Here is a 25,537-nt window from a genome sequence, read left to right as displayed (position 1 = left end):
GAGGAGGTTAATACCTTACGATGTATCGTGTTTGTCTTTCACCCCCCCCCTATATTTCCCTACGGAAACACCCCGTAATGCTACGGGACGCGGCAAGGGAGGCGGGGAATTTCCTCTTATGTGAATTCAGTCGGGCAGCCCTGTTTTTCTGTTTAATTGAGAAGCCGGATATTAAGGATTACCGGTTATACCGGAGTATTTCTTCTATGATGTCGCGTCGATTGTATAGCCGGGGGATTTTGTGCTGTCCGCCGAGTTTGTTGTGGTCACGTAACCAAGCATCGAATATCCCTGTTTTGGCGGGAATGATTTCGAGGCATTCGAGTGCGATACTTTTAAATCGTTTGGCTTCGTAGTCGGAATTTAAATTTTGGAGGTTCGTGTCGAGCTTTTCTGCAAATATTTCGACCGGAACGGGGAGTTCGCCGAACTCGATGAGCCATTGATGGCGTCCTTTGCTGTGGTCGGTCATGTATACGGGAGCGGCTGTGTAGTTGAGTACGCTGGCTCCTGTCTGTGCGCAGGTGCGGGCGATTGCCTGTTCTGCGTTATCGACCATGAGTTCTTCTCCGAAGGCATTGATATAGTGTTTGGTGCGTCCCGATATGCTTATCTTTAACGGATTCGTGGAGAGTATTTTTACGGTGTCTCCCATGCGATATCTCCATAGGCCTCCGTTAGAGGTGATGACCATCTCGTAGTTGCGCCCGGCTTCTACCTCCCACAGCGGAACGGCGTGTTCGTTGCTTTTTCCCAGCGGGATAAATTCATAAAAGATGCCTAAGTCGATGAGGAGTAGCATACCGGCAACCGATAGGTCGTTTTGTACGGCGAAGAATCCTTCGGAAGCATTATAGGTCTCGACGTAGTGCATGTCGGGGTTGGAGATGAGCTCCCGGTATTGTTCGCGATAGGGTGCGAAACTGATTCCTCCGTGGAAAAAAACTTCGAGGTTGGGCCATACTTCCGTGAGGTTCTGCCGACCTGTTTTTTTTAAGATGTGTTTGATGAGGACTAGAAACCACGAGGGTACTCCCGACAGATTGGTGATATCCCGATCGATCGTGCTCTCGGCGATGGCTTCGAGCTTGGTGTCCCATTCGCTCATGAGCGCTATTTTTTTCGACGGGACTCTTATCAGGTTGATGAGCGGATTGATATTTTGAATGAGTATTGCCGATAGGTCTCCGCAATAGGCTTTGCCAAAAGGGTTTTGTGCCCGGCTTCCTCCGAGTATCAGGCCTTTTCCCGAAAAGAAACGGCTTTGGGGATTTTCTCTGAGGTATAGGGCTACACAATCGCTGCCTCCTTGATAATGGCAGTATCTGAGGGATTCGGCACTGACGGGAATGAATTTGCTTTTATCGTTGGTCGTTCCCGATGATTTTGCAAAATGCCGTATCGGTGTGGGCCATAAGATATTTTGTTCCCCGCTCATCGTTCGTTCGATGTAGGGCTTTAATTCTTCATATCCATTGATGGGAATGTTTTCGGCAAAACTTTTATAGGAGGATATGTCGTTGAATTTGAATTTTGTTCCAAATTCGGTGTTTTTTGCTTTTTGAAGCAGGTCGAGCAGTGTTTTTTGCTGTATGATGTCGCCGTAATCGGCATAACGGTCTATTTGAGAGAGACGTTTTGCAAATATCGAACGTATCAACTTTGTAGGATTCATTTGACGAACGTTTTCAATAAGTGGCAAAAATAGATATTTCTCCCGTGATTCCCATTGTTTTGTCTATGATTTTTATGTTACGATCGTGTTATTCCCATTCTCCCGAGTGGCTAATACCGATTGCTGATAGTTTTTGTCTCTGCGGATTCGGTTGAGCGCTATGCGTGCTGCATTTTGCTGCGATTCTTTTTTGGAGTATCCTATTCCTATCCCACCGGATATACCTCCGAGCAGGGCTTGCGATTGGAATACGGGGTTGTTGTCTTGGTCGACGATGGTCTCGATCAGTGCAAATTCTATATCGACTTTGTGTTTTTGTCCCCATTCGATGAGTCGGGACTTGAAATTGAATTCTTCTTTCGAGATTTTTTCGAGATCGATATATGGGTCGATGATACGGGTCTCGACGAATTTTTTGCAGTATCGGTATCCTTTATCCAAATAAATGGCTCCGATGAGGGCTTCGAAGGCATTGCCGAACATGTAGTTGTTGTGCGAACTGGTGCGCATGGAATAGGTGATGAAATTATCGAGACCTAATTTCACGGCGATTTCGTTGAGTGATTCGCGTTTAACTATTTTTGCCCGCGTGTTGGTGAGAAACCCTTCTTTGCTCGTTTTGAATTTGTGGAACAATATATCGGCGACGATGGCATCGAGAATTGCATCGCCCAAAAATTCGAGTCGTTCGTTGTTAATGCGCCGACCTTGTTCGCATATCGAGGAAGAACGATGCAAACAGGCTTGTTCATACAGATGTATGTCGGTAGGATAAAAACCTAACAGTTTACGATAAAGAACATAAGGCTCCTTATGTCGCAACATAAGGAGCCTTATACGGTTATAAATCGTTCTGAACACGTTTTTACTTCGTGAATTTTTTTACGATTATACTTGCATTGTGGCCACCGAAACCAAAGGTGTTGGACAGCGCTGCATTTACTTCGCGTTTCTGCGCTTTATTGAATGTGAAATTCAATTTGCTGTCGATTTCGGGATCATCGTCTCCCTCGGCATGGTTGATAGTGGGGGGTACGATACTGTCATCGATAGATTTCACACAGATGAGGGCCTCTAATGCACCAGTCGCACCGAGCAAGTGCCCGGTCATCGATTTCGTAGAACTGATGTTGAGGTCGTATGCGTGATCTCCGAAAACTTCCAAAATCGCTTTGGCTTCCGATTTATCACCTACGGGTGTAGATGTACCGTGAACGTTGATGTAATCGATCTCTTCGGGCGCCATGTGAGCATCGTCGAGAGCGTTTTGCATCACCAATTTAGCACCTAAACCTTCGGGGTGAGTAGCCGTCAAGTGGTAGGCATCGGCAGAGAGTCCGCCTCCTACGATTTCGGCATAGATTTTAGCCCCGCGGGCCAATGCGTGTTCCAATTCTTCAAGAATGAGGCAGGCACTTCCTTCGCCCATAACGAATCCGTCGCGCGAAGCGCTGAACGGACGTGACGCTGTTTCCGGCGAATCATTTCTTGTGGAGAGTGCGTGCATGGCATTGAATCCTCCGACACCCGATACGGTGATCGCAGCTTCGGCTCCACCCGATACGATGAAATCGGCTTTGCCCAAACGTATATAGTTATATGCGTCGATGAGGGCGTGGGTAGAAGATGCACATGCCGATACGATACCGAAGTTGGGTCCCCGGAAACCGTATATCATGGATATTTGTCCTGCGGCGATGTCTGCAATCATTTTCGGGATAAAGAACGGGTTGAACCGAGGCCCTTTTTCGGGAGCGACGGCATAATTCCCGACTTCTTGCTCAAACGTGCTGATTCCGCCGATACCTGCCGAGAAGATAACGCCGGCACGATCTTTATTGACGGTTTCGAGGTCTAATCCCGAATCTGCGATACCTTCTTGGGTCGCTGCGAGAGCAAATTGGGTATAACGATCGAGTTTGCGCACTTCCTTTGCGTTGAAGTATTTCAACGGATCGAAGTCCTTGACCTGACAAGCAAATTGAGTTTTGAATTCAGATGCATCGAAAAGCGTAATAGGCCCTGCTCCGCTTACTCCTTCTAAAAGGGCAGCCCATGTAGAGGGAACATTGTTTCCCAACGGAGTGATTGCACCAAGACCTGTTACTACGACTCTTTTAAGCTCCATAAATTATTTCTCTGCGATAGCTTTTTCGATGTGAGCGATAGCTTCACCTACAGTTGTAATTTTTTCTGCTTGATCATCAGCGATTTTGATATCGAATTTGGTTTCAAATTCCATGATCATTTCGACAGTGTCCAAAGAATCTGCACCGAGGTCATTCGTAAAGTTTGCTTCGGGAGTTACTTCTGATTCTTTAACACCTAATTTTTCTACGATAATTTCTTTTACTGTTGATGCTACGTCAGACATAATTTTTAAATTTTAATTAATAAATAAATTAACGTTCTTATTTTTTGCAGTGCAAAGGAATATATTTTTCTCCGAACAAAAAAAATTTTCTCTTATAAATTACTCGTTTTTTGCACATTTATAGATTTTATGTGCAAAAAATACGTGTTTTTATATGTGAGAAGGGTTTAAAAAGGGTCATTTTTTATCGAGCTATTTATTCATTTTTCTTTTCTATACAAGTATAAAATGTGTATATTTATACGAGGTGAAATCCTAAATTTTCTAAAATGGGAGAACCGGTCGGGGGAATACCTTTTATATAATAAGCCGGAAACTCTCGCCTTAGGGGGTACAGGCCTCGTTGCATCTCGAATGTTTCGGGAGATTTTCTCAATCTGAGGTCATCGTCGAAAGGGTTGTAGGATTCCCATACGGCTTGTTGCAGAGGATTGGCGGCCCCGGAGAGGTCGATAATTTCCCGTACCGGTGCAGGTGGTACGATATTTTGGGTGGGGATAGCGGTTTTTATCCATTTTCCGACCGACTGTACAATCATGCGTGTCGCCTCCGATTTACCGTCGGCAGAATATCCAGCGATATGGGGGGTGGCAATGAAGGCTTGTTCCAACAATTCTTTATCTATGTTCGGCTCGTTTTCCCAGCAATCAAGGATAACCGACGATATTTTTTTTTGTTTCAACGCTCGTTTCAATGCTTCGGTATTTATTATTTCTCCTCGCGCCGTATTGATGATGAGGGGCGTTTTTTCAAGGGCGTTGAAAAAGTCGGTGTCGGCCAAATGATATGTCGGGTATTTTCCTTCATGTGTCAGAGGGGTGTGAAATGTGACGATGTCGGCCTCCCGACAAATTTTTTCGAGAGGAACAAAATCGGTTTCGCTTTCGGCTTCCTGCCGGGGGAGATCGTTAAGCAGAACCTGCATTCCCAATAATTTGCCGTATCGAGCGACTATTTTGCCCACGTGACCTACTCCTACGATGCCTATGGTGCAGTCTTGCAGGTTTTTTCTGGTGCTTTTGCTCCAAGCCAGCAATGATGACAATACGTATTGCCCGACAGAAGATGCATTACAACCGGGTGCGTTTTGCCAAGAGATACCTTTTTCTTTACAGTAGAGCGTATCGATATGGTCGTAGCCTATGGTCGCCGTCGCTATGTATCGGCAGCGACTTCGGTCGAGCAGTTCCCGATTACATTTTGTCCGGGTGCGGATTAGAAGTATATCGGCATCTTGTACCGTTTGTGCATTTATCCGTTCGGGGGATAGGTAATCGATTCGTGCGTAAGGTTCGAGAATCCCTTTCAGGTAGGGTATTTTGTTGTCTGCTACAATATATGGAATCGTGTTCATCGCTATGTTTTTTTGATAAACAAAAATAGTAATTTTTTAGGGTAAAGAAGCGAAAAGCTATTTTTATATGAGGAAAATAGCGGAAGTTCGTAAAACTATTGTTATGTTTGTTGCATGAAACAAAAATAGGCCGTGTCCGGCGGAGGTGAAATCGCTGGTTTCTGTGCGGGATATTGTTTTTGTGATAAAGAAGTCATATTCGTTAAAGCAATAAGTTATGAATTTCGCTGAAACGTGTAATCGTATTTTTTGGAATACAACACAATATTATCATCGGTTCGACCAAGTCGATGCCCCGTTGGAAAATCCTTATTCGGAAGGGAGTATAGAATATTATCTGTGTCTGAAAAATTGGATCGATGTGGTTCAGTGGCATTTGGAGGATATTATTCGCAATCCCGAGATAGATCCCGAAGAAGCCTTAGCTATCAAGCGAAGAATCGATAAGTCGAATCAGGAGCGTACCGATTTGGTGGAAATGATCGATGATTATTTTTTACAAAAGTATGCCAACGTCGAGGTAAAAGCGGATGCAACCATCAATACGGAAAGTCCGGCTTGGGCCATAGACCGTCTGTCGATTCTTGCCGTTAAAATCTATCATATGCAACAAGAGGTAGAGCGTAAGGATGCCTCTCCCGAGCATGTCGCCAAATGCCGGGAAAAGCTGAGAATTTTATTGGAGCAACGAGCCGATTTGTCTATGGCGATCACCCAGTTGCTCGATGAAATAGAGTCTGGCAAGAAATATATGAAGGTTTACAAGCAGATGAAGATGTATAACGATCCGGCATTGAATCCGGTTTTATATAAAAAGTAATACACTTTTTATGCCTTATCGCAAAGTACTGATTATACGTTTGTCGGCATTGGGCGATGTCGCGATGACTATTCCCGTGGTTTATTCCGTATGCCGGGCTTATCCTGAAACCACATTCGTGATGCTTACTCAAAAAGTGGCTTCACAGTTGTTCATAAACGCTCCGAGAAATTTACAGGTTGTCGTCGCCGATGTCAAGGGAAGGCACAAGGGCTTTGTCGGGCTTTATCATCTGGCTCGGGAGGTTCGTCGGTTGTCCATCGATGCCGTAGCGGATTTGCATGATGTGTTGCGAACGAAGGTGTTGCGCTTTTTTTTCAAATTATGGGGGATTCGTGTTGCCGTAATCGATAAAGGACGGAAAGAAAAACAGGAATTAACGTCTCGCAGGGCGAAAGTGCTGCGTCCGCTCCGTTCCTCTTTCGAACGGTACGGCGAGGTGTTTGTTTCGCTAGGGTTTAGTTTTGTTCCTAACTTCGTCTCTTTGTATGATGAGGGTGTGGGTGACGAAGGATTGTATTCGGAGTTGACGCCCCCGAAATCTTCCGGAGAGCGTTGGATAGGAGTGGCTCCGTTCGCTAAGCATAAAGGTAAGATTTACCCGCTCGACTGTATGGAAAAGGTCGTTTCGAAGTTATCGGAGGAAAGCCGAGTAAAGATTTTTTTGTTTGGATCGGGCGATCGGGAACGGGAGATTTTGTCCTTATGGCGTGAGCGTTATCCGGGAGTGATTTCTTTGGCGGACAAGCGTTATGGCTTTGCGGTCGAGCTGTCTTTGATGAGCCGTCTCGACGTGATGATTTCGATGGATTCGGCCAATATGCATTTGGCATCGTTGGTGGAGGTTCCGGTCGTTTCGGTTTGGGGAGCCACGCACCCGTATTGTGGTTTCTTAGGTTGGCGACAGTCGGATAGCGGCGTGGTTGAGTTGCCACTGGATTGTCGTCCTTGTTCTGTATTCGGCAATAAGCCTTGTTATCGAAAGGATTATGCTTGCTTGGAGATAGCCCCGGAAACTATTGTCGATCGCGTGAAAAGTTTAGAAACTCTAATAAAAGAGAAATAGGTTGAATACATTTTTCTTACATCGTTGAAAAAGCGTATTTTTATCATCATATTATTCAAGACCCGATGACCAGAAAATGAAACTTGTTCTGAATCCATCATATTGCCAGCTGCGAAATTTCGTACAAAAACTGCCGATTTCATTTCCTACGTTGGGTGATTGCATTTATAAAGCCAGAAACGAGCTTCGCAAGTTTTCTTATGAGGGGCAGTGGTATGTGGTGAAGAATTATAAAGTGCCGTTGTTTATCAATAGAATCGCTTATACTTTTTTCCGTCCCAGCAAGGCTTCCCGTGCTTATGAGTATGCGTTGAAATTGAGGTCTATGGGAATAGAAACCCCTGCCCCGGTCGCTTATATCGAACTAAAAAGCGGGGGACTTTTGCAGCATTCTTTTTTTGTGTCGGAAAATTGTTCTTATCCTCGTATGATGCGAGAATTCGAGGAGGGTGGTATTGCCGGACGTGAGGATATTCTGGAAGCGTTCGCCGCTTTTACGGTAGATTTGCATAAAAAAGGGGTCTTACATTTGGACTATTCTGCCGGAAATATCTTGTTCGACAAGCAGGAGGAGGGTATCGTGTTTTCTATTATCGACCTGAACCGTATGCGGTTTATACCGATGACTCCGAAAATGTGCTTAGCCAATTTCAACCGATTTTGTCGGGACGAGTCGGTCGTACGATATGTCGTAGGGGTGTATGCTCGTTTACGAGGGTGGGACGAGGTTACTTCCATAGAGGAGGCTTTGCGAGCGCATAGGGAATTTTGGGTCAAGATAGAGCGAAAAGAGACATTGAAACGCCGACGTGAAAGTTCCCATTCCCTGAAATAAATAGGAATATTTAGAGCTCTGCTCTCGTGCATAGCCCTAAAAAACTCCAATCGGCTTCTCGTAATCACAAAATAAATTGTTAAGTTTGTCGTCGAAATACGGTGAACGCAAGAGCCTGTGGAAAATAATCGATTCGACATAAGAGAGCAAAAAATTTCGGATACCGAGCGTGAGTTCGAGAAAGCTCTGCGTCCGTTGGCATTCGACGATTTTAACGGACAGGAGAAAATTATAGAGAACCTACGGGTTTTCGTCATGGCGGCGCGGATGCGCCAAGAGCCGCTCGATCATGTATTGTTGCATGGCCCTCCCGGATTGGGGAAGACCACACTCGCCAATATCGTGGCTAACGAGTTGGGGGTGGGTTTCAAAATAACGTCGGGGCCGGTACTCGACAAGCCCGGTGATTTAGCTGGATTGTTGACGTCGTTGGAGGAAAACGATGTGTTGTTTATCGATGAGATTCATCGTCTGAGTCCGGTAGTGGAGGAATATCTTTACTCGGCGATGGAAGATTTTCGTATCGATATTATGATCGACAAAGGGCCGAGCGCGCGTTCCATACAGATAGAATTGAATCCTTTTACGCTGGTGGGTGCGACTACCCGAAGCGGGTTATTGACGAGTCCATTGCGTGCCCGATTCGGGATAAACTGTCATTTGGAATATTACGATCATGCCGTATTGACTCATATTATAGAGCGGTCGGCCAAGCTGTTGTGCGTGCCTTGTACGCATGAGGCGGCTACCGAGATCGCTATGCGCAGTCGTGGAACGCCTCGTATCGGGAATGCCTTGTTGCGTCGTGTTCGTGATTTTGCCCAAGTGAAAGGGTCGGGGAGTATCGATTTGGAAATAGCAAGGTATTCTTTGGAAGCGTTGAACATCGATAAATACGGGCTCGACGAGATCGACAATAAGATACTTTCGGTCATTATCGATAAATTCAAAGGCGGCCCCGTAGGGTTGACGACTATTGCGACGGCTTTGGGCGAGGATCCCGGAACGTTGGAGGAGGTATATGAACCGTATTTGATTAAGGAGGGATTTATCAAGCGTACGCCCCGGGGGCGCGAGGTGACCGATTTGGCTTATACCCATTTGAATCGGCGACGGATTTCGGAGCAGGGTACATTGTTTTAATCACGTATAAGCAGAGACGTATGGCCGGCATGAAGAGTTTGGCGAAAGATACCGCCATATACGGTTTAAGCAGTATATTGGGGCGGTTCTTGAATTGGTGTTTCGTTTTTCTTTATATCAACGTATTGAAAACGACCGCCGAGTATGGCATCGTGACCAATCTGTATGCGTATATGGCTCTTTTGTTGATTATCCTGACTTATGGCATGGAGACCGGTTTTTTTCGGTTTGCCAACGATAAGGAGGAGAAAGAGCCGCAGAGGGTCTATACTACCGGGCTTATTTCGCTGGCGACTACATCGACGTTGTTTTTTGTTCTTGTGTGGGTGTTTATAACACCTCTGTCGAGGTTGTTGGGTTATCCCGAACATGAGGATTATGTATTGATGATGGCGGCCATTATAGCCGTCGATGCTTTTACGGCGTTGCCGTTCGCTTACTTGCGTTATCGGCGTCGTCCAATACGGTTCGCTTCGATCAAATTGTTTTCGATATTCCTGAACATAGCGTTGAATTTGTTTTTCATTTTGCTTTGCCCGTGGCTGTATGGTATTCACCCCGAGTGGATTTCTTGGTTTTTCGACCCCGATTTTCTGGTGGGATATATATTGGTCTCGAATGTCATCAGTTCGGGAGTTGTATTGTTGGTTTTGTTCCCAGAGATTTTCGGGATACGTTATCGGTTCGACCGGCATTTGTTGTCACGCATGTTGAAATATTCTTTTCCATTATTAATTTTGGGGATCGCCGGTATTATGAACCAAACCTTCGACAAGATGTTTTATCCTCAACTGGCAAGCAATCGCCCGGATGCCATGTCGGAACTCGGCGTATACGGTGCGGTTTATAAAATAGCGATCGTGATGGTGATGTTTACACAGGCTTTTCGTTTTGCATACGAACCATTTATTTTTGCCCGAAATAAAGATGCCGGCGACGGAAATAAAAAGTCGTATTCGGATGCGATGAAGTATTTCATCATATTCGGGCTTTTCATCTTCCTCGCAGTGATGTTTTATATAGACCTCGTGCGGTTCTTTATGCCGGCGACGTATTGTACAGGATTGAAAGTCGTTCCTATCGTCATGCTCGCCGAATTGTTCTTCGGTGTGTTTTTCAATCTTTCTTTGTGGTATAAATTGACCGACCGGACACAATGGGGCGCTTGGTTCTCTTTGTTCGGTTTTGCCATTACGGCGATTATCAACATCGTGGGGGTTCCCCGTTTCGGATATATGGCTTGTGCTTGGGGGGCGTTCGTTTGTTATGCGAGTATGATGTTGGCCTCTTTTTTTATCGGGCAACGTGTTTACCCGATACGTTATGATTTGAAGTCAGCTTTCCGCTATACGCTGTTGACGGTTGTGCTGTATGCGGTGGCGATGGTTGTCCCTATCGAATCCCTCTTTTTGCGTTTGGCATTCAGGACTCTGCTTTTGGGTGTGTTCTTGGTCTATTTGTTCCGTCATGATTTGCCGATGAACGAGGTTCCCGGGTTGAGACGTTTCGTGTCCAAGTTTTGAAAGAGCGGTTCTGAGTTTCCGGTATTTTAATAAAAGTAATTATGTCATTTCCCAAATTCGTTGATTCCGTTAAAAGGTTTTTGACTCATTATCTTGATATGAGTCAAGACAGGGAAGAAGAGGCGGCTTCGGTAGAAGCGATTCGCGCAGGAGTGGAGTTTAAGGGTTCTACGATTCTTATTTTGGTATTCGCGATATTTATCGCTTCGTTGGGATTGAATACCAATTCGGCCGCTGTGATTATCGGCGCTATGTTGATTTCACCTCTGATGGGTCCCATCATGGGTATCGGATTGGGGTTAGGTATCAATGACTATGAGTTGATAAAACGTTCTTTTCGGAATTTGGCAGTCGCAACGTTGTTCAGTGTGATAACGTCGACTATTTACTTTTGGGTTTCACCCCTGAATGAGGCCCGAAGTGAATTACTCGCTCGTACTTCGCCGACTATCTACGATGTGTTGATCGCTTTTTTCGGAGGATTGGCGGGTATCGTGGCGATGTCGTCCAAACAAAAAGGAAATGTTTTACCCGGTGTCGCCATTGCCACGGCGTTGATGCCGCCGTTGTGTACGGCGGGATTCGGGTTGGCTACCGGTAATTTCTATTATTTTTTCGGAGCGTTTTATTTGTTTTTCATCAATTCGGTTTTTATTGCGTTCGCAACGACTTTGGGCGTGAAGTTAATGAAATATTCGAAGAAGGAGTTTGTGGACGATGAACGACGCAAGAAGGTGGAACGAATGGTGTATACCATTTTGATACTGACTATGGCTCCGAGTATTTACCTTACTTACAATATGGTGAAAGAGAACTTTTTCGAGGTCGCAGCATCCCGCTTTGTTTCCCAGAATTTCAATTATGCCGATACTCAGGTTTTAAGTAAAAGTGCTGTGACGGAGCACGGAAAGCACATCATACGCGTCTCTTTGGTAGGAGCCGAAATCCCGAAAGATTCCATAGCTGTGGCACAGGCGAGATTGCCCCAGTATGGATTGGGCGGTGCTATATTGGAGGTTCGTCAAGGGTATGGGCAAAATCAAGCGGATATAAGTACTTTGAGCAGTGTGATGTTTAAAGATATTTATTTGCATAATCAAGAGCAGATAGCTCGCCAGCAGAAAACGATAGATTCTTTGGAAAATCTGGCATCGCATTACCAACAATATGATTCTGTGGGGGTGGAAGTCGCTCCTGAAATAAAGGTTCTTTTCCCTAATGTTACCGATATTGCCATTTCGAAAACGATTTTCAGCCGTATCGATACGGAGGCGAGAGACACGACAACTCTTGCTGTGGTGCGTCATTCCAAAGTCTTTTCTTTGTCGGAGCAAAAAAGATTCAAGGAGTGGTTACAGGCTCGTTTAGGGACAAAGAAAGTACAACTTGTCATTGAAAAATAAGGGGACAAAATAAATTTCCTTGCGGAAACACCCCGTAATGTTACGGGACACGGCAGGGAGAGAGGGTGATGCCCTAATCCATTTCCTCTGCTGTGGTCTTTTTAACCCCTCCGTCCTATGGACACCTCCCCTATATTTTGTGTTTCAAAACACCCCGCAATGCTACGGGGCACGGCAAGGGAGGAGGACTGAAATGTCACGCAATACCATAGAGTACGAAAGGGAAGGAGGTGCTCCTTTGTTTTTAACAGCTTTATTTTTAGCAGAACTTGTCTAAACGGTCGAGTGCTTCTTGTGCAAAACTATATCCTAAGTCGAGCGCTTTTCGATACAGTTCTTTGGCTTGTTTATAATCTTTTTCCACACCTAATCCGTTTTCGTAAACTTCTCCCATTAACATATATGCTCGTCCGTATCCTTGCTCTAAACAGGGTTTTATGATTTCGTATGCTTTTTGCGGGTCTTGTACTGTTCCTAATCCGTGGAATATCATTCTGGCTAAGTCGATTCGAGCCGGTTCGTTCCCTCTTTCGATGGCTTGTATAAAGAGTTTTTCGGCTCTTTTGTAGTCTTTGGGCAGACCGTTTCCATCGAGATAATTGCAAGCCAAGTACCACATGGATTGGTCGTCTCCTAATTCATGCCCTCTGATGTATAACTTGTTGGCTAATTCTATATTTGGTGCAGTGCCTTCGCCTCTTTCATAGAGTAGTCCTAACAGACTGCATGCATCCGGATAGTTCGCATCATAAGCCATTTGTAAATAGTCCAATGCCAATTTGGGGTTACGGGGAATACCCTCGCCGTAATAATACAGACGTCCTAAGTGATACATGGCCCATGCGTTGCCTTTATCGGCTGCTTTCTTCAAATAGAATGCTCCCATAGCATTGTTTTGTGTTACGCCTTGTCCCAAAAGGTATAAAAGAGCCATACCTTTTATTGCATTGATTTCGTTAACGTCGACTCCTTTTTGATAGTATCGTTTCGCTTCGGCATAATCGATAAGTTCTTCCGGTCCGGTTCGATAGATATCTCCGATGAAACTCAGTGCGTAGGTATAGCCCATTTGGGCCGCTTTTTTCAAATATTGTAATGCTTGTTCGGGATCTTGTATTTCTTCGGGTCCGTTCCAATATAAGAATCCGACATTAAAGAAACCATAAACACTATCGAGGGCCGCGGCTTTTTTATATAGTTCCAGAGCTTTGGCTTGGTTGATTGCCATTCCTCTGCCGTAGAAATACATGTCTCCTAGTTCGTTGAACGATTCGGCATGGTTTCTTTGCGTTAAATAGGAAAAATAGGCGTAAGCCGTTTTGAATTGAGCTTTTTCCAATGCATTTTTAGCCTCTTTGTATAGCTCTTCGTCTGATTTGTCTTGGGGTATTTCAATATCTGTTATGGTCTCGTCCACCAAATTTTTTTGGAGTTGTTCCATCCACTCCCGGGCTTCTTCATAACCTTGTTCGATAGCTTTACGGTAATAGTTCATCGCCTTTTGAGTGTCTTTTTCGAGTTGTCCGATACCATCGGTATGAAGCCTTCCCAACCAATATGAGGCCTTCCCATATCCCTGTTCCGAGGCTGCCGTGAAGCAAGATATGGCTTTCGTCAGGTTTGCCGGTATTACTTCCCCGAAAAGATATAATTCTCCCATCTTGTTGATGGCGGCGAGAATACCGTTGTCGGCGGCTAATTGGAAGTATTTGACGGATAATTCGAGATTTTGAGCCATTCCACTTTCGTTATCTTCGAATAATAATCCCAGCCGATACGTGGCTTGATGGTTCCCGCGTTTGGAGGCTTCGGTGAGCAATTCGATTTCCCGAGGTATGTCGACCTGTAATCCTCCTTTACCGTTGTGGAGGTAGTAGCTGATTCGGAACATTGCATTCGTGTTGCCCAATTCGATAGCTTTTTGGAAATAGTGCACGGCTTTTCGTTCGTTGTTCTCGGTTTCTTCGTCATTCATGTAGGTTCCTCCCAAGAAGTTGTATGCCATGCCGGTTTCGTCTTGTTCGGCAGCTCTTTCATAATATCTACGGGCGAGGTCGATATTGAGCGGAACTCCCAACCCCGATTCGTAAATCAACCCGATATGGAGCAATGTATCGGTGTCTTTGGGATTGTATTCAATGTATTGCAGGTAGTAGTCCAACGCTTTGCGATTGTCTTCTTCGGTTTCCAACGAATAGTAATATCGAGCCAAGTCCCGGGTTGCCGCTTTGTAATTCTGATCAACCGCCAAACGGAACATGGAAAGTCCTTTTTCAATGTCCCGGGGAATATCGGCAGACCCTTTCATGAGTATGAATCCGCAACTGTATGAACCATATCCCGATCCGTTTTGAGAGGCTTTCAAAAAATATTCATATGCTTTGCCCATATGTTTAGGGGCCAATTCTCCATTAAAATAGAGGTCTCCCAAATCGTTCAGGGCTTGAACATATCCTAAATTCGCCGATTGGGATAGAAGGTTGATATATTTTTCTGTTTCTTTGTCGGCAAGGGCTTGTTGAGCTTCTAAATAGGCTTGTCGGGCGAATGGGTCGATGTCTTTTTCTTCTTCCGATTCGTGATCCATGCGGTTCAAAAGTTGGAAAGCGCTTTCATTTCCCATAGCAGCGGCTTGACTGAGATATTCCTGAGCCTTTTCTTTGTCGGGGAGCGTTCCCTGTCCTTTCCAATACATAAAGCCTAATGAATAGAATGCATAAGGATAACCTTCGTCACACGCTTTCTGGTAATATTCCATTGCTTTCTGGTAATCTTGTCGGACACCTTTCCCTGCATAATACATGTCTCCCAGTTCGGTCAAAGCTCTGCTGTGTTTTGTTTCGGCGGCTTTTTCGTACCAATAGAACGCTTTTTCATAGTCGATGGTCAATCCGTCTTCATAGGAGTACATGTCGCCTAAGTTGCACATTGCGTCCGGCATATTTTGTTCTGCCGCTTTGGTGAACCAGTTGGTGGCTCTGACCGGGTTTGCATTGACATACCACCCGAAACGGTATGCACGTCCCATGTAGTTTTGGGCAAAGGAGTATTCGCTTTCCGCGGCTTGTTGTATGAGGTTGAATCCTTTCTCTTCTTCTCCCGATATTTCTTTATTGATAATTAGCTTCCCAAGATTATACAAACAAGAAGGAATGCCGGCTTGTGCTCCTTTTTGATACCAATCGGCAGCTTTCAGGATATTTTTTTGTACTCCGTCTCCTTCTTCATAGATTAATCCCAGAGTGAACACACATGTCGGTTCGTTGCTTTTTGCTCCCATTTCATACCATTTTATGGCTTCTTTCATATCTCTTCGACAACCGAAAGAGCCATAATAATAGTATTCTCCCATGTTCTTTTGCGCTTCGGTGTAGCCGTTCTCTGCCGCTAATTTCATCCACTTGATTACTTGCGTGTCGTCTTTTTCTACGAACTGTCCTTTTATATACATGAATGCAATGGAATATTGGGCATAAGCGTTGTTGCTTTGCGCTGCTTTGGCGAACCAATAATAGGATTGTTCGTAATCGGTATCGACGCCATGTCCGTAGAAATACAGATCTCCCAAATGCGTCGCGGCTTCCGATTCTCCCATTTGTGCTGCTAAAAGCAAGGGTGCTATGGCCGATTCGTATTTTTCGATATTGTATAAATTTATTCCTCGATCGAGGAACGCTTTACTTAACGACTCGGTCATACCGGCTTCTTTCCCTGATGTTTCGAATCGGAGAGCTTTTTGATATAATTCGCTGTTCTGCGGGTCGTCGTAATCCTGAGCGTTCATTTGTTCCACGGCGATTCGCATGAGTCCTTCATAAGCGATGTCGGCATGTTCTCCCTCCGCAATCGTTTTCAGATATTCGATGGCTTTTTCATATCCGTTTTCTTGTCCCGACTGCATATAAAGCTCGGCGATTGCTTTAATCGCGTCGGAATATCCGGCTTCGGCAGCTTTTCTAAAATATTCTTCGGCTTTTTGTATGTTCGGGCTAACCACACCTTTGGCTTCGTAGTAGGCCAGCCCCAAGAAATAGTAGGCTTCGGGGATTTCCATCGTTTCGGCTTTGCGGAAACAGTTCATCGCTTTGAATTCGTCCATTTCTGTCCCCATGCCGTAGAAATAGAGTTTTCCTAATTTACAAATACATTTCCCGTTATTGAGCTGTGCTCCTCGTTGACACCAAGAGAACAATTCTTTCTGCCGGTCGGGATCATTCTCCAAGAACCGTATGACATCGTGTATAGCGTCTATGTCGTTTCTTTCGGCGGCTTTTATATAGTATTCCAATTCTCGGCCTGTGAATGATGCAGGTGCTTCGCCCTCTTCGATGAGTTGCGCTATTTTACGATAGGCCGGCGAGAATTTTTGATCGGCTGAGGCTAGATATAGATCCCATGCTTTTTGTTTGTTGGAATAGGTTCCGAAACCGTTTTCATACATAACAGCCAGATAATATAGTCCGAGACTGTCTCCCAAGTCGGCCGATTTGGAGAACCATCGAAACGCTTGTTCGTCTCCTTTATTGTCCGGCATATCGTAATAGATCATCGCCAATCCGTTCATTCCTTCGGGATTGCCTAATTGTGCCGCTTGATAATAAGATTGCTGCGCTTTTTCGAGGTCTTTGTATTTTTCGTCGGATTGATAGAAGATGCCTAAATCTACGTAGGCGTCGATATACTCTTTTTCAAGCGCTTTTTGTATCCATTTCAATCTTTCTTCGGAATTTCCTCTATCCATTTCGATATAGGACAGTTTGATCATGGACCACTCGTCATCGCGTTCTTCGGCCAGTTGGAGGTATATTTTTTCGGCTTCTTCCTTATTCATGGGCATACCGTAACCATTATCTTTCATGTATGCCATTTCTCCTATGGCCATGATGTTGTTTTGTGCTGCCGAGTTTTTATAATAGGAGAGAGCTGTATCGTAATTTTGTTCTACGAATGTCCCGTTTTCATACATGTTACCTAACAAGTATTGGGCATATGAATTCCCGCTTTCGGCTGCTTTGGAGAACCAGTCGAAAGCCTTTTCGTAATTGCGCTCATTCAGTTTTCCCCGATAGTAGACTTTTCCTACGATGGTTTGAGCGAAGGCAAGATTTTCTTCGGCGTAGGGTAGGAATGTTTCTAAAATTCCGGGCCATAGTTGATACCCTTTTACTTTGTTGCAAAGAATGTCGCAAAGGAGATTTTGAGCTTCGGGGTTGTTTGCGGCGGCTAATTTCAGAAGGATATCCGATGCTTCTTTGTATTTGTGATTCCGGTATAGTCTGATGGCTTCTTGATAAAGTGCGGGGTTTACTCCTGTCGGGTGTGCCGCCGTCGTTTTATCGGTAATTTTCGTGTCTCGGTTTTCGATATATCCAGTAACTGTTTTACTGTCGGGCATGACAGACGGTTTAATCGAATTTTCGGTTTGCCGGGTGCTTTCGTTCAGCAAAAGAGTTTCGAGCACTTGGTCGATTTTGGCATCGATGATGTTCAATATGCTCGTAATCATGTGGTCCCATTGTGCTTTATCGTTGAGATAGTTGCAAAGCGGTTGTGTCTCGGAAGGGTGTATTTGCCTTTGATATATCCAGTCGATTATTCGTTTCGATTTTTCGGTGATGTTTCCGATGAGTAGAGGAACGATTTTCATATCGTTTTTTTCTACTTGCTCTTTGATCCAAACGAGTTCTTTGTTTACGATATAATCCGAGGATACGAAACTTTCGCTAATCAGCAAAATGGCAATGTGTGATTGAACGATGTGATTGTGTATTTCTTCGTCCCATTTTTCGCCGATAACCAATCCTTCGTCGAACCATATTTCTGCATCCGGACTCGTGTGTCGTCTAATTCGAGGTATCAGATGAATGTTTCCCGGACCTTCCAGTACCCACTCTTTGTCTTCGTGGGCATAACTGATAAAAATATGCGCTTTTGCCATGATGATAAAATTTCTGTGTTACGTGGTATAAAATTATTTTATGATATCTTCTTTTACAAAGATAGTCTTTTCGGAGAATCGGTCTGTATTTCGATCGAATGTTATATAACACAAAAGGCAGCTTAGCTGCCTTTTGTGTATCTTATTTTTTTATGGGTTATTGAGTGACTTTGTTTATGAATACTAATCCCGAGGTATCGTTTCCTTTCTCTCCGCAGGCTTCTACTTCTATGAAAAAGGGAGTACCGGCTTCGAAGGAATCGACGGTAAAGCGGTAGGTCGCTACGGGGGAATTGGCATTTATCAGAACCGATTGCGGGACTTCGGCGAGGAGTTCGTCTCGCTTGTAAAGTTTCAATGTGCCTAACCGGAACGGGGTTTCACCTTTTGTGTAGATGAACGATACCGTATATGTGCCATTGCCTGATATTTTGCCTGTACATTCGAATCGCCAAGGAGTTAGATAGGGCTGTACGTTCAAGGGTTTCCATTCGGCTGTATATTCACCGTACTGTTTATAGCCCGAATAGTCGGGGGCGAAATAAATGGGCAGCGAATAGTGACGGGGATTTACTACGGTGATAGCCCGGAAGTCGCTTTTGTCATTGACGGTTACCGGAGTGGTGTAAAGGGGGGAATGAACCGTAGGATAGGAGCCGTCGGTGGTATAGCGAATGTCGGCATCGGCGACGGCCGGAGATAATGTAAATTCTATTGCACCGGTAGCAGTCGGATTCATCTGTTCTATGATGGGTTCCGGTACACGGTAATGGCAATTTTTGAAGTCGAGTCGATTGAAATGGTGACTCAACCGGCAACGGAAGTCGGAATAATTGCGGTCGGATTGTCGACACCATGCCACTTCTGAAAGAGCTAACAGACGGGGGAAAGTGAAGTATTCGGCATAGTTTTCGGAGCGATTTTCATTCAGATAATCTATCTCTTGCAATACAGTGCCGTGAATAAATTGGTCGCTCCAAAAGCAGCCTTGTACTCCTAATACGGTCGATTCGGGAGAGTAGTCGTTGATTTCCATGCTGTAACATTTTTCGAGAGAGATAGGCGGCATCCAAGTGGCGGCTTTCACTTCTCCCGGGGTACGGCTTTCGGGGAAGTCGAAATACATGTGCGTGGCGGGTGTCAGAATAGCTTTATGTCCGCGCTGCGTAGCAAGAAGGGTGTCCCTGACATTGTGCCAAATAAGCCCGACAACAGGGGTTTTGACATCACCTCGCAAAAAGATTTCTTCCCACCCTACAACGGTACGATTTTTTTCTTTCATCATTTCGGCTACGACGTTGGTAAGGTAACCTTGCAGTTCGGAAGCCTTTTTCAATCCTTCCCGCTTCATCACTTTTTGGCAGTCGGGACATTCTTCCCAACGAGTGTAAACGGCTTCATCACCCCCTATATTGATGTATGAGGAAGGGAATAATCGAACGGTTTCGTCTAATACATCTCGTAAAAATTGCAGGGAAGATTCTTTGCCGACACAAAGCAGATCGCGGCTGATGAAATGTTGTGTGGGGACTTCGTGTTGCAGGCCCGTGCAACTGAGCCACGGATAGGCAACGACGGCAGACAGAATGTGAGCCGGAAATTCGATTTCGGGAATGATTTCCACGTTACGGACTTGTCCGTAAGCGATCAGTTCTTTTATGTCTTCTTGGGTGTAGAATCCTCCCAAACGGTTGTGATCGGGACCTGCCCATGCACCCACCTCGGTCAGACGGGGATATTTTTTGATTTCCAATCGCCAGCCGGAGTCATCAATCAAGTGGAATTGCAGTTTGTTTAACTTGTACATGGCCATCATGTCGATGTATTTTTTCACGAACTCTTTGTCGTAGAAATAACGAGCCACGTCCAGCATCATGCCTCGCCACGGGCGATTGGGAGCATCGTATATCGTTACGGCGGGGGCGATCCATTCCACTCCATGCTGCCGTTTGTCGCTGTACACTTGGGGCGGAAAGAGTTGCAGCAGCGTTTGTATGCCGTAGAATATGCCGCCTGCGTCCCGGCCGGTCAGTGAGATTCCTTTGGGCGTTACGTCCAGTCGGTAGCCTTCCGGTTTATCTACTTTTTCGGGGTTTAATGTCAAGAGGATAGTGGCTTTGCGGGCATCTTTTTTCAGTTTCAAATCCCAGCCGGTGGATTGACCGAGCACTTGCTGTAAGTATTCGGCTTGTCCTTGAAGAGCGGCATCGTAACCGATCGTGGATTTGGGGGAAAGCCGGAAATTGCCCGATGTCTGTTCTACGTGAACGGGTTTCGGAATGATTTCGATTTCGTTAGCGTTTGTTGCCCATGTAGCGGGTAGATGGCAGGCTATCGCAAGTATAACAGCCCAAGTTTTCTTACACATTGTACGGTAGGATTTCATAAGCACTTTATTTTTTTCATGGTTTTGCCTCTTGTCGAGGGGTGATGATAATGTTCATGTGATTATAAAAACAGATACTTTATAGCGGTGTGATAAATCTCTATAAATGCAGATACTATTCAATAAGGCAAAGTTAGGAAAATTTGTGGGATAAATGGGTAAAATGGATTAAGATTTTAACTTAATATGTGCTTATTTAATGTGTGGGTTCTTTGAAAAAGAGAAATGATTCTGCTGGTATTTTTTGTTGAATTTCCACGATAGTTATTCAAGACAGTAATTGTCAAATTATTACAGTCGTGTTTTTAGATGGTAAAGAGGATAGCAGGGAGGGTTTTAAAAATACCTTATTTAAAGTCTGCATTAACGGGGCAGCAAAATCTTCGAGCGATGTAATAAAATATAATTCTGCTGTTTCTAATTGCATATATAGCTCGGTAACTGATTTCAGTTTGGCTACCCAAAGCGTAAGTTGGAGAGGTGCAAAGTGACCCCAATGACGATGTTCTTATAAAGGAAAGGCTATTTGTTGCCGAAATAATAATTGTGGTGTTTATTGCCATATATATCAATATGAATTTCTTTCCGTAATGTGCCTTCGTTTGGAAAACTCAAATGAAATCTATATCTTTGTGCCTGTTCCCGGATGGGAGTATCTCTTGGATGAGAGATCGCGCTGGATTAGCGCAAGGTATCATGCAAACGAAAGTTTCTTGGCGACTTGATCATTCCTACTTGCAAGTGAATAAGTAGTTGGCATACTACCCTATTTTATTATTAATTTCGAAAGGAATGGTCAAAGAAAATTATGAACGTTAAATCAGTAATTCTCAAATCAGAGAATCAAACTCAGGTATCAGTTACAAGATCTATCGAAGGCATCTGCATCCAAAAGATTGTCATGCCAATTTCACCGCTCGGCTTCATCAATCTAATGCATCATGCAGATAGCAAGGTCAACCCTAGAAAAGCAAAGATTAATCCTATTGTCAAAGCAATTGAGGAAACATTGCAATTCTCCCCGGAGCTCTATTTCTTTAGTTCAAAAGGTATTCTACTTTCGTCCATCTATGTCGATCTTTTAGACCGAAATAGAGTGCGCCTTAGTTTTTCTGAAGAAGAAATGGAGGGAATAATGGACGGTGGACACAACGCATTTGCGTTATGTCGATTCATTGCAAATGTTATTAATGACGATAACTTGAAAACTTGGGACGATTGTATTAGATATTATCGCAATGAGGATACTTTTGCCTCGCTGAAAGTTGGATATGAATCCCACATTGGGCAACTGAAATTTTCTATTCCAATTGAAGTTATAGCTCCTGTAGATAAAGATGAAGCATCAATTGAGTATTTCTCTAATCATATACTTGAAATTTGTTCGGCAAGAAACGCCAATGTCTCGCTGAATGAAGCGACAAAGAGCAATAAGGAGGGTCTGTATGAAGATCTTAAGAGATGCTTAAAGGGGAGTTACCGTGAAAATATTGCATGGCGAAGTGGTGAACCAGGTACGATAAAATGTGACGATATCGTTGCGTTGGCCTGCCTACCCTTAATAAAATTGCATGAATGTGGTTATTTTGATGGCAACCCCAACATTGGAGTACTTAACCGAATAGCTATATATTCACAAAAGAGCTTGTGTGTTAAATATTACCGTAACTTAATGAAAGATAAATCCGTTTCCGAACAGCAACTCGGGAAATACGATCTTACAGACAATGCGATCAGATCTGGATTTGAACTTGTTGATGATATTGTCAGATTTTTCGACAAAATTTATTACCACTTTCCAATGGTCTATAATAGGAATTCTGGCTCTTTTGGCCGTATCACAGGAGTAGTGCAGAAGGAAAATGAAACAGGCGGTTATATCAGCAAATTTACTGGTCCATTTAATACCTATCCAAAACGATCTATATATAACTATGCGTATGGATTTTTCTATCCGATCATTTGTGCACTCACCTCATTAATGGTATTCGAGAACGGCAAGTTGAAATGGAGAATAAATCCTCTAACAATAAATTTTGAAGATGAGAAAGTGATTAATAACTTTGCATTTTATATCGATATGGTGAAGCAGGTTCAATATGACCCTCAAAAAGTTGGCAAATCCAGCCTATCATATAAAGTTGCTGACATAGTACTACAAAACATCATGAACGAAATGTTAGCATAGGAATAAAAGGATTCTACTTTGAATATAGATATAAAACCACCAGCGCGATAAACAATAAAAATTTGTTTGTCGCGCTGGTATTTAATTGTTTAATCTATCCGAGGAACGTTAATACTCCTCCTCGTTGAAGAAATTTGCCAACATTGATTATCAATATATTATGTAATAATCAATGAAATTTGCGCAAACAAACCACGCCGTCTGAAACGGTCTGAGGCGATTGGAGGAAGGGTGGACAAACAAATGTTCGAATACCTTATAACTCTACTGCATTTATTGTTTAGGTTGTCCCTGATACAATTTTATCTGTACGGAATCTACTTTGTCTGCGCTGAAGAATGATGAATTGTTAAAAGTCTTAGATTGAATCTCTACAGGTTTGTAGTTGTTGTTAAACAAATGAATCTCTCTATATATTGAATCTTGCTTATTGGATATATTATTCAATGGAGTATACAAGTCATCTTTTTTTTCAATCGAAACTTTATTGATCAGGAAAATTGTTATTCCGATAATCGCTAAAACAATAATACATTCCCAAAAATGTTTTTCAGTTCTTTCCCAAATGGAACGACAAAAAGCGCATTTATAGCCTTTTCCTTTATAATAGTAGTAGCTCTGTTTTATTCGCCTGTATTGAACCTTCCAAATAGGATAATTATTAGACTGATTTATATGGTGTACATAGTCATTGAGAAATTCGTCTATCTCATATTTCATCTGCAATAATCTAGACTTATGCTCTGTCGAGGGAATATAACGAGATGCAGAGTATTGATTATTAAAATCTTCCCAATTTGTTATTTCTCCATAATATTGATCAAGAATATCCATAAACTCTGCAATTTGAAGGTCTAATGATTTTCGTACACCTTGGTCTGTCCCTTTAACATCAATAGCCAAATGGTCATACCAACTCACTACTTTCCGGAATGAACCCTTTCCAAAAGCTACTTTATGAAAAAAGTCACCTACGCGGCCTTTAATTCCTTTTACTTGCTCGATATAATAGTCTTTAAGAACCCTTGTCCTCGTATCCCTTATTGAACAAATATGAGTAACAAAGAAGCCAAATATTATAGATACGGCAATCCCAACAAAAGTAAGAATATCTGCAATTGTCATAATATCGGCATTATATCTAATTTCCCATCACCATTAATATGATAAATGTTTCCACTTATTCCCGAAGAATGTACTACAGTATCATTCTTTTTTCTTCTTTCTTCCCATTGAGGATAGGTTTCTTCTTTTACTTGAGCCACTCTTCTTTTGTACATATGTGTATCGAAATCGAGATATTTTTCTACGATTTCCAAAGTAAAATCAAATACCAGCTCGCCTATAGCTTCATCAAGAAAAGAAGACGGGTAACCTGATACTCCATCTAATTCTAATACTAGCTGTTTATTCTCCTTATAAGCCTGTGAAAATGCTTCATTTAATGTCTGTAGATAAAATGCCTCACCAGAATTTGACTCTCCTATTTTATCTTGTCTAATGTACCGTGGACCCGGATTCTCTGTGAAATCCAAAACCTTAATTCTAATCTGTTCCATTATAGTGAATTTATCCATTTGTTATAATTATTTAATGAGACTGTCCATGAGAAAAGAACTCCATTAAAGCCCCGACCTAAAGAAGTTGACTGTTTTGTTTCAAAATCTAATAACACTTTATTTGTTAAGACCTGTAGGTCTGATATAAAGCCCTCTTCAAATGATTCGTATATTATTGGCAATCCTTTATGTCTATTTATTTCGCCTGTTATTGATTGATATAGCTTTTTGAAAACATCTCTTAATACATCTGCTTCACTCTTAAGAAACATATCCTTAATTTTTTGAGACGTTTTCTTCCGTAAAGTTGCGAGAATCCCAAGGCCTGTATCTGTTAAAATGAAGTGTATTTTATCTCCTTCTATAGAAATGGAAACTAACCAATTTTTTTCTCTCATATGTTCATTCGCATGCTCAACAGAATTTGCACTAATCTCACACATATTATCGTAGACCGGAGGATATATAGTTGGCGTACCTACAAGATGGGTCATTGACTCGCGAACGGATTTTCCTATTCTATTACTATCTACACAGTTCTTCCCAACCATATAAATCTGGTTTCCCTTTTGACGGTCTTCTGGCTTCTTTATATTAGTCTTAACAATATCCAAGAAACCAGAGTCTATAATATATTGACGGCATTGAATATCACTTGGATATGTTCCCCAATATCTTATATTTCTACATGACAACTTATTAAGCATAGACAACATTAAAGAAATGGCATACATGTCAATAGCAACAACATTATCTAAATTAACTTTCAGAAAATTAGCTTTTTGTCTTTTGCAAACACTTTCAGTCTCTTGTAGAAACTTAATTAATTCATCAATATTACTAATATTAAATCTCGATGGAGCAATAGCTTCATATGTTTTCAAACCTTGAGGACCTTGACGCGGTTTTTGTATATTTTCGGTCATTCTTCTTAGTTGCCGATATACTCTTCTTTTATGAAGCGTTTTCTTAATCCTTTTTTGACGTCGTATTTTCCGCATATCAGACTTCTGTTTGAGACGAATGTGGATTATCTGATGTCTTTTCATATTGATATTCTTTGATTGATGCAAATGTACGCAAAACAAATCGATTTATCGAATATAATTCGCTATATTTGCACTATAAAATCGCATCAAAGAATGAAATTGAATAGAATAAAGGCTGTATTATCTGAAAAAGGTATCTCTCAGACATGGTTGGCTAAGAAACTCGACAAGAGTTTCAGTATGGTAAATGCCTATGCCTGTAATAGGATTCAACCAAATTTAGA

At 43.0% G+C, this 25,537-nt stretch carries 17 protein-coding genes and 1 pseudogene; 8 read left to right on the top strand and 10 right to left on the bottom strand.

Translation table 11 applies throughout. From position 1 onward, the window contains the following. Positions 1 to 178: 178 nt before the first annotated feature. The 5 genes from QVD32_RS09915 to pdxB all read right to left on the bottom strand — a co-directional run bounded on the left by QVD32_RS09915 (position 179) and on the right by pdxB (position 5,403). Complete coding sequence (locus QVD32_RS09915; RefSeq protein WP_008863147.1) at positions 179 to 1,675, bottom strand: GH3 auxin-responsive promoter family protein; 1,497 nt, start codon at positions 1,673 to 1,675, stop codon at positions 179 to 181. A 72-nt stretch (positions 1,676 to 1,747) separates the two neighbouring features. Further along, positions 1,748 to 2,500, bottom strand: coding sequence for a ribonuclease III (rnc, locus tag QVD32_RS09910; RefSeq protein WP_021892412.1), 753 nt, complete (start codon positions 2,498 to 2,500; stop codon positions 1,748 to 1,750). A 40-nt stretch (positions 2,501 to 2,540) separates the two neighbouring features. Beyond that, on the bottom strand, positions 2,541 to 3,803 hold the full coding sequence (gene fabF / locus QVD32_RS09905; protein ID WP_021892411.1) for a beta-ketoacyl-ACP synthase II: 1,263 nt from the start codon (positions 3,801 to 3,803) through the stop codon (positions 2,541 to 2,543). Positions 3,804 to 3,806: 3 nt separating this feature from the next. Next, the gene (locus tag QVD32_RS09900) at positions 3,807 to 4,049 is read right to left on the bottom strand and encodes an acyl carrier protein (protein ID WP_008863150.1); all 243 of its coding nucleotides are present in this window, start codon (positions 4,047 to 4,049) and stop codon (positions 3,807 to 3,809) included. 238 nt (positions 4,050 to 4,287) lie between these two features. Further along, positions 4,288 to 5,403, bottom strand: coding sequence for a 4-phosphoerythronate dehydrogenase PdxB (gene pdxB, locus QVD32_RS09895; RefSeq protein WP_021892410.1), 1,116 nt, complete (start codon positions 5,401 to 5,403; stop codon positions 4,288 to 4,290). 217 nt (positions 5,404 to 5,620) lie between these two features. On the opposite strand from pdxB, the gene QVD32_RS09890 reads away from it, so the two are divergent. The 6 genes from QVD32_RS09890 to QVD32_RS09865 all read left to right on the top strand — a co-directional run bounded on the left by QVD32_RS09890 (position 5,621) and on the right by QVD32_RS09865 (position 12,193). Beyond that, complete coding sequence (locus QVD32_RS09890) at positions 5,621 to 6,223, top strand: DUF4254 domain-containing protein (protein ID WP_021892409.1); 603 nt, start codon at positions 5,621 to 5,623, stop codon at positions 6,221 to 6,223. A gap of 10 nt (positions 6,224 to 6,233) precedes the next feature. Next, positions 6,234 to 7,289, top strand: coding sequence for a glycosyltransferase family 9 protein (locus tag QVD32_RS09885; protein ID WP_021892408.1), 1,056 nt, complete (start codon positions 6,234 to 6,236; stop codon positions 7,287 to 7,289). A 76-nt stretch (positions 7,290 to 7,365) separates the two neighbouring features. After that, positions 7,366 to 8,124 (top strand): lipopolysaccharide kinase InaA family protein, encoded by a 759-nt coding sequence (locus QVD32_RS09880; protein ID WP_021892407.1) that lies wholly within the window; start codon positions 7,366 to 7,368, stop codon positions 8,122 to 8,124. 117 nt (positions 8,125 to 8,241) lie between these two features. After that, entirely contained in the window at positions 8,242 to 9,267 is a 1,026-nt protein-coding gene (gene ruvB / locus QVD32_RS09875) for a Holliday junction branch migration DNA helicase RuvB (RefSeq protein ID WP_008863155.1), read from the top strand. 20 nt (positions 9,268 to 9,287) lie between these two features. Further along, on the top strand, positions 9,288 to 10,790 hold the full coding sequence (locus QVD32_RS09870) for a lipopolysaccharide biosynthesis protein (protein ID WP_021892406.1): 1,503 nt from the start codon (positions 9,288 to 9,290) through the stop codon (positions 10,788 to 10,790). Positions 10,791 to 10,831: 41 nt separating this feature from the next. Then, positions 10,832 to 12,193: a TIGR00341 family protein gene (locus QVD32_RS09865; RefSeq protein WP_021892405.1), complete on the top strand. Its 1,362-nt coding sequence runs from the start codon at positions 10,832 to 10,834 to the stop codon at positions 12,191 to 12,193. A 259-nt stretch (positions 12,194 to 12,452) separates the two neighbouring features. On the opposite strand, the gene QVD32_RS09860 is transcribed toward QVD32_RS09865, so the two are convergent. Both QVD32_RS09860 and QVD32_RS09855 read right to left on the bottom strand, forming a co-directional pair. Beyond that, positions 12,453 to 18,131 (bottom strand): TIR domain-containing protein, encoded by a 5,679-nt coding sequence (locus QVD32_RS09860; RefSeq protein WP_021892400.1) that lies wholly within the window; start codon positions 18,129 to 18,131, stop codon positions 12,453 to 12,455. Between the two features lie 157 nt (positions 18,132 to 18,288). Further along, on the bottom strand, positions 18,289 to 20,517 hold the full coding sequence (locus tag QVD32_RS09855; protein ID WP_118687056.1) for a beta-N-acetylhexosaminidase: 2,229 nt from the start codon (positions 20,515 to 20,517) through the stop codon (positions 18,289 to 18,291). 808 nt (positions 20,518 to 21,325) lie between these two features. Between QVD32_RS09855 and QVD32_RS09850 the strand changes: the two genes are divergently transcribed. Further along, positions 21,326 to 22,705 carry a hypothetical protein gene (locus QVD32_RS09850; RefSeq protein ID WP_118687057.1) on the top strand — a complete coding sequence of 460 codons (1,380 nt, stop codon included), beginning with the start codon at positions 21,326 to 21,328 and terminating at the stop codon, positions 22,703 to 22,705. A 273-nt stretch (positions 22,706 to 22,978) separates the two neighbouring features. On the opposite strand, the gene QVD32_RS09845 is transcribed toward QVD32_RS09850, so the two are convergent. Genes QVD32_RS09845 through QVD32_RS09835 form a run of 3 tightly spaced genes read right to left on the bottom strand, consistent with a single transcriptional unit; the run spans position 22,979 to position 25,313 of the window. Next, a complete protein-coding gene (locus tag QVD32_RS09845; RefSeq protein ID WP_118687058.1) occupies positions 22,979 to 23,830 on the bottom strand; it encodes a hypothetical protein in 852 nt (283 codons plus the stop codon). Continuing rightward, entirely contained in the window at positions 23,827 to 24,282 is a 456-nt protein-coding gene (locus QVD32_RS09840; protein ID WP_118687059.1) for an STAS-like domain-containing protein, read from the bottom strand. The genes QVD32_RS09845 and QVD32_RS09840 overlap by 4 nt, the downstream gene beginning before the upstream one ends. After that, positions 24,264 to 25,313 (bottom strand): hypothetical protein, encoded by a 1,050-nt coding sequence (locus QVD32_RS09835; RefSeq protein WP_118687060.1) that lies wholly within the window; start codon positions 25,311 to 25,313, stop codon positions 24,264 to 24,266. The genes QVD32_RS09840 and QVD32_RS09835 overlap by 19 nt, the downstream gene beginning before the upstream one ends. Before the next feature lie 93 nt (positions 25,314 to 25,406). Here QVD32_RS09835 and sinR point away from each other — a divergent pair. Beyond that, a pseudogene (gene sinR / locus QVD32_RS09830) lies at positions 25,407 to 25,537 on the top strand (polysaccharide synthesis transcriptional regulator SinR); the annotation flags it as partial.

This window comes from Barnesiella sp., from assembly GCF_022723415.1.
GTDB lineage: Bacteria > Bacteroidota > Bacteroidia > Bacteroidales > Barnesiellaceae > Barnesiella > Barnesiella intestinihominis.
The sequence above is the reverse complement of the archived record's forward strand: the minus strand, read 5'-3'. Positions and strand labels throughout refer to the sequence as shown.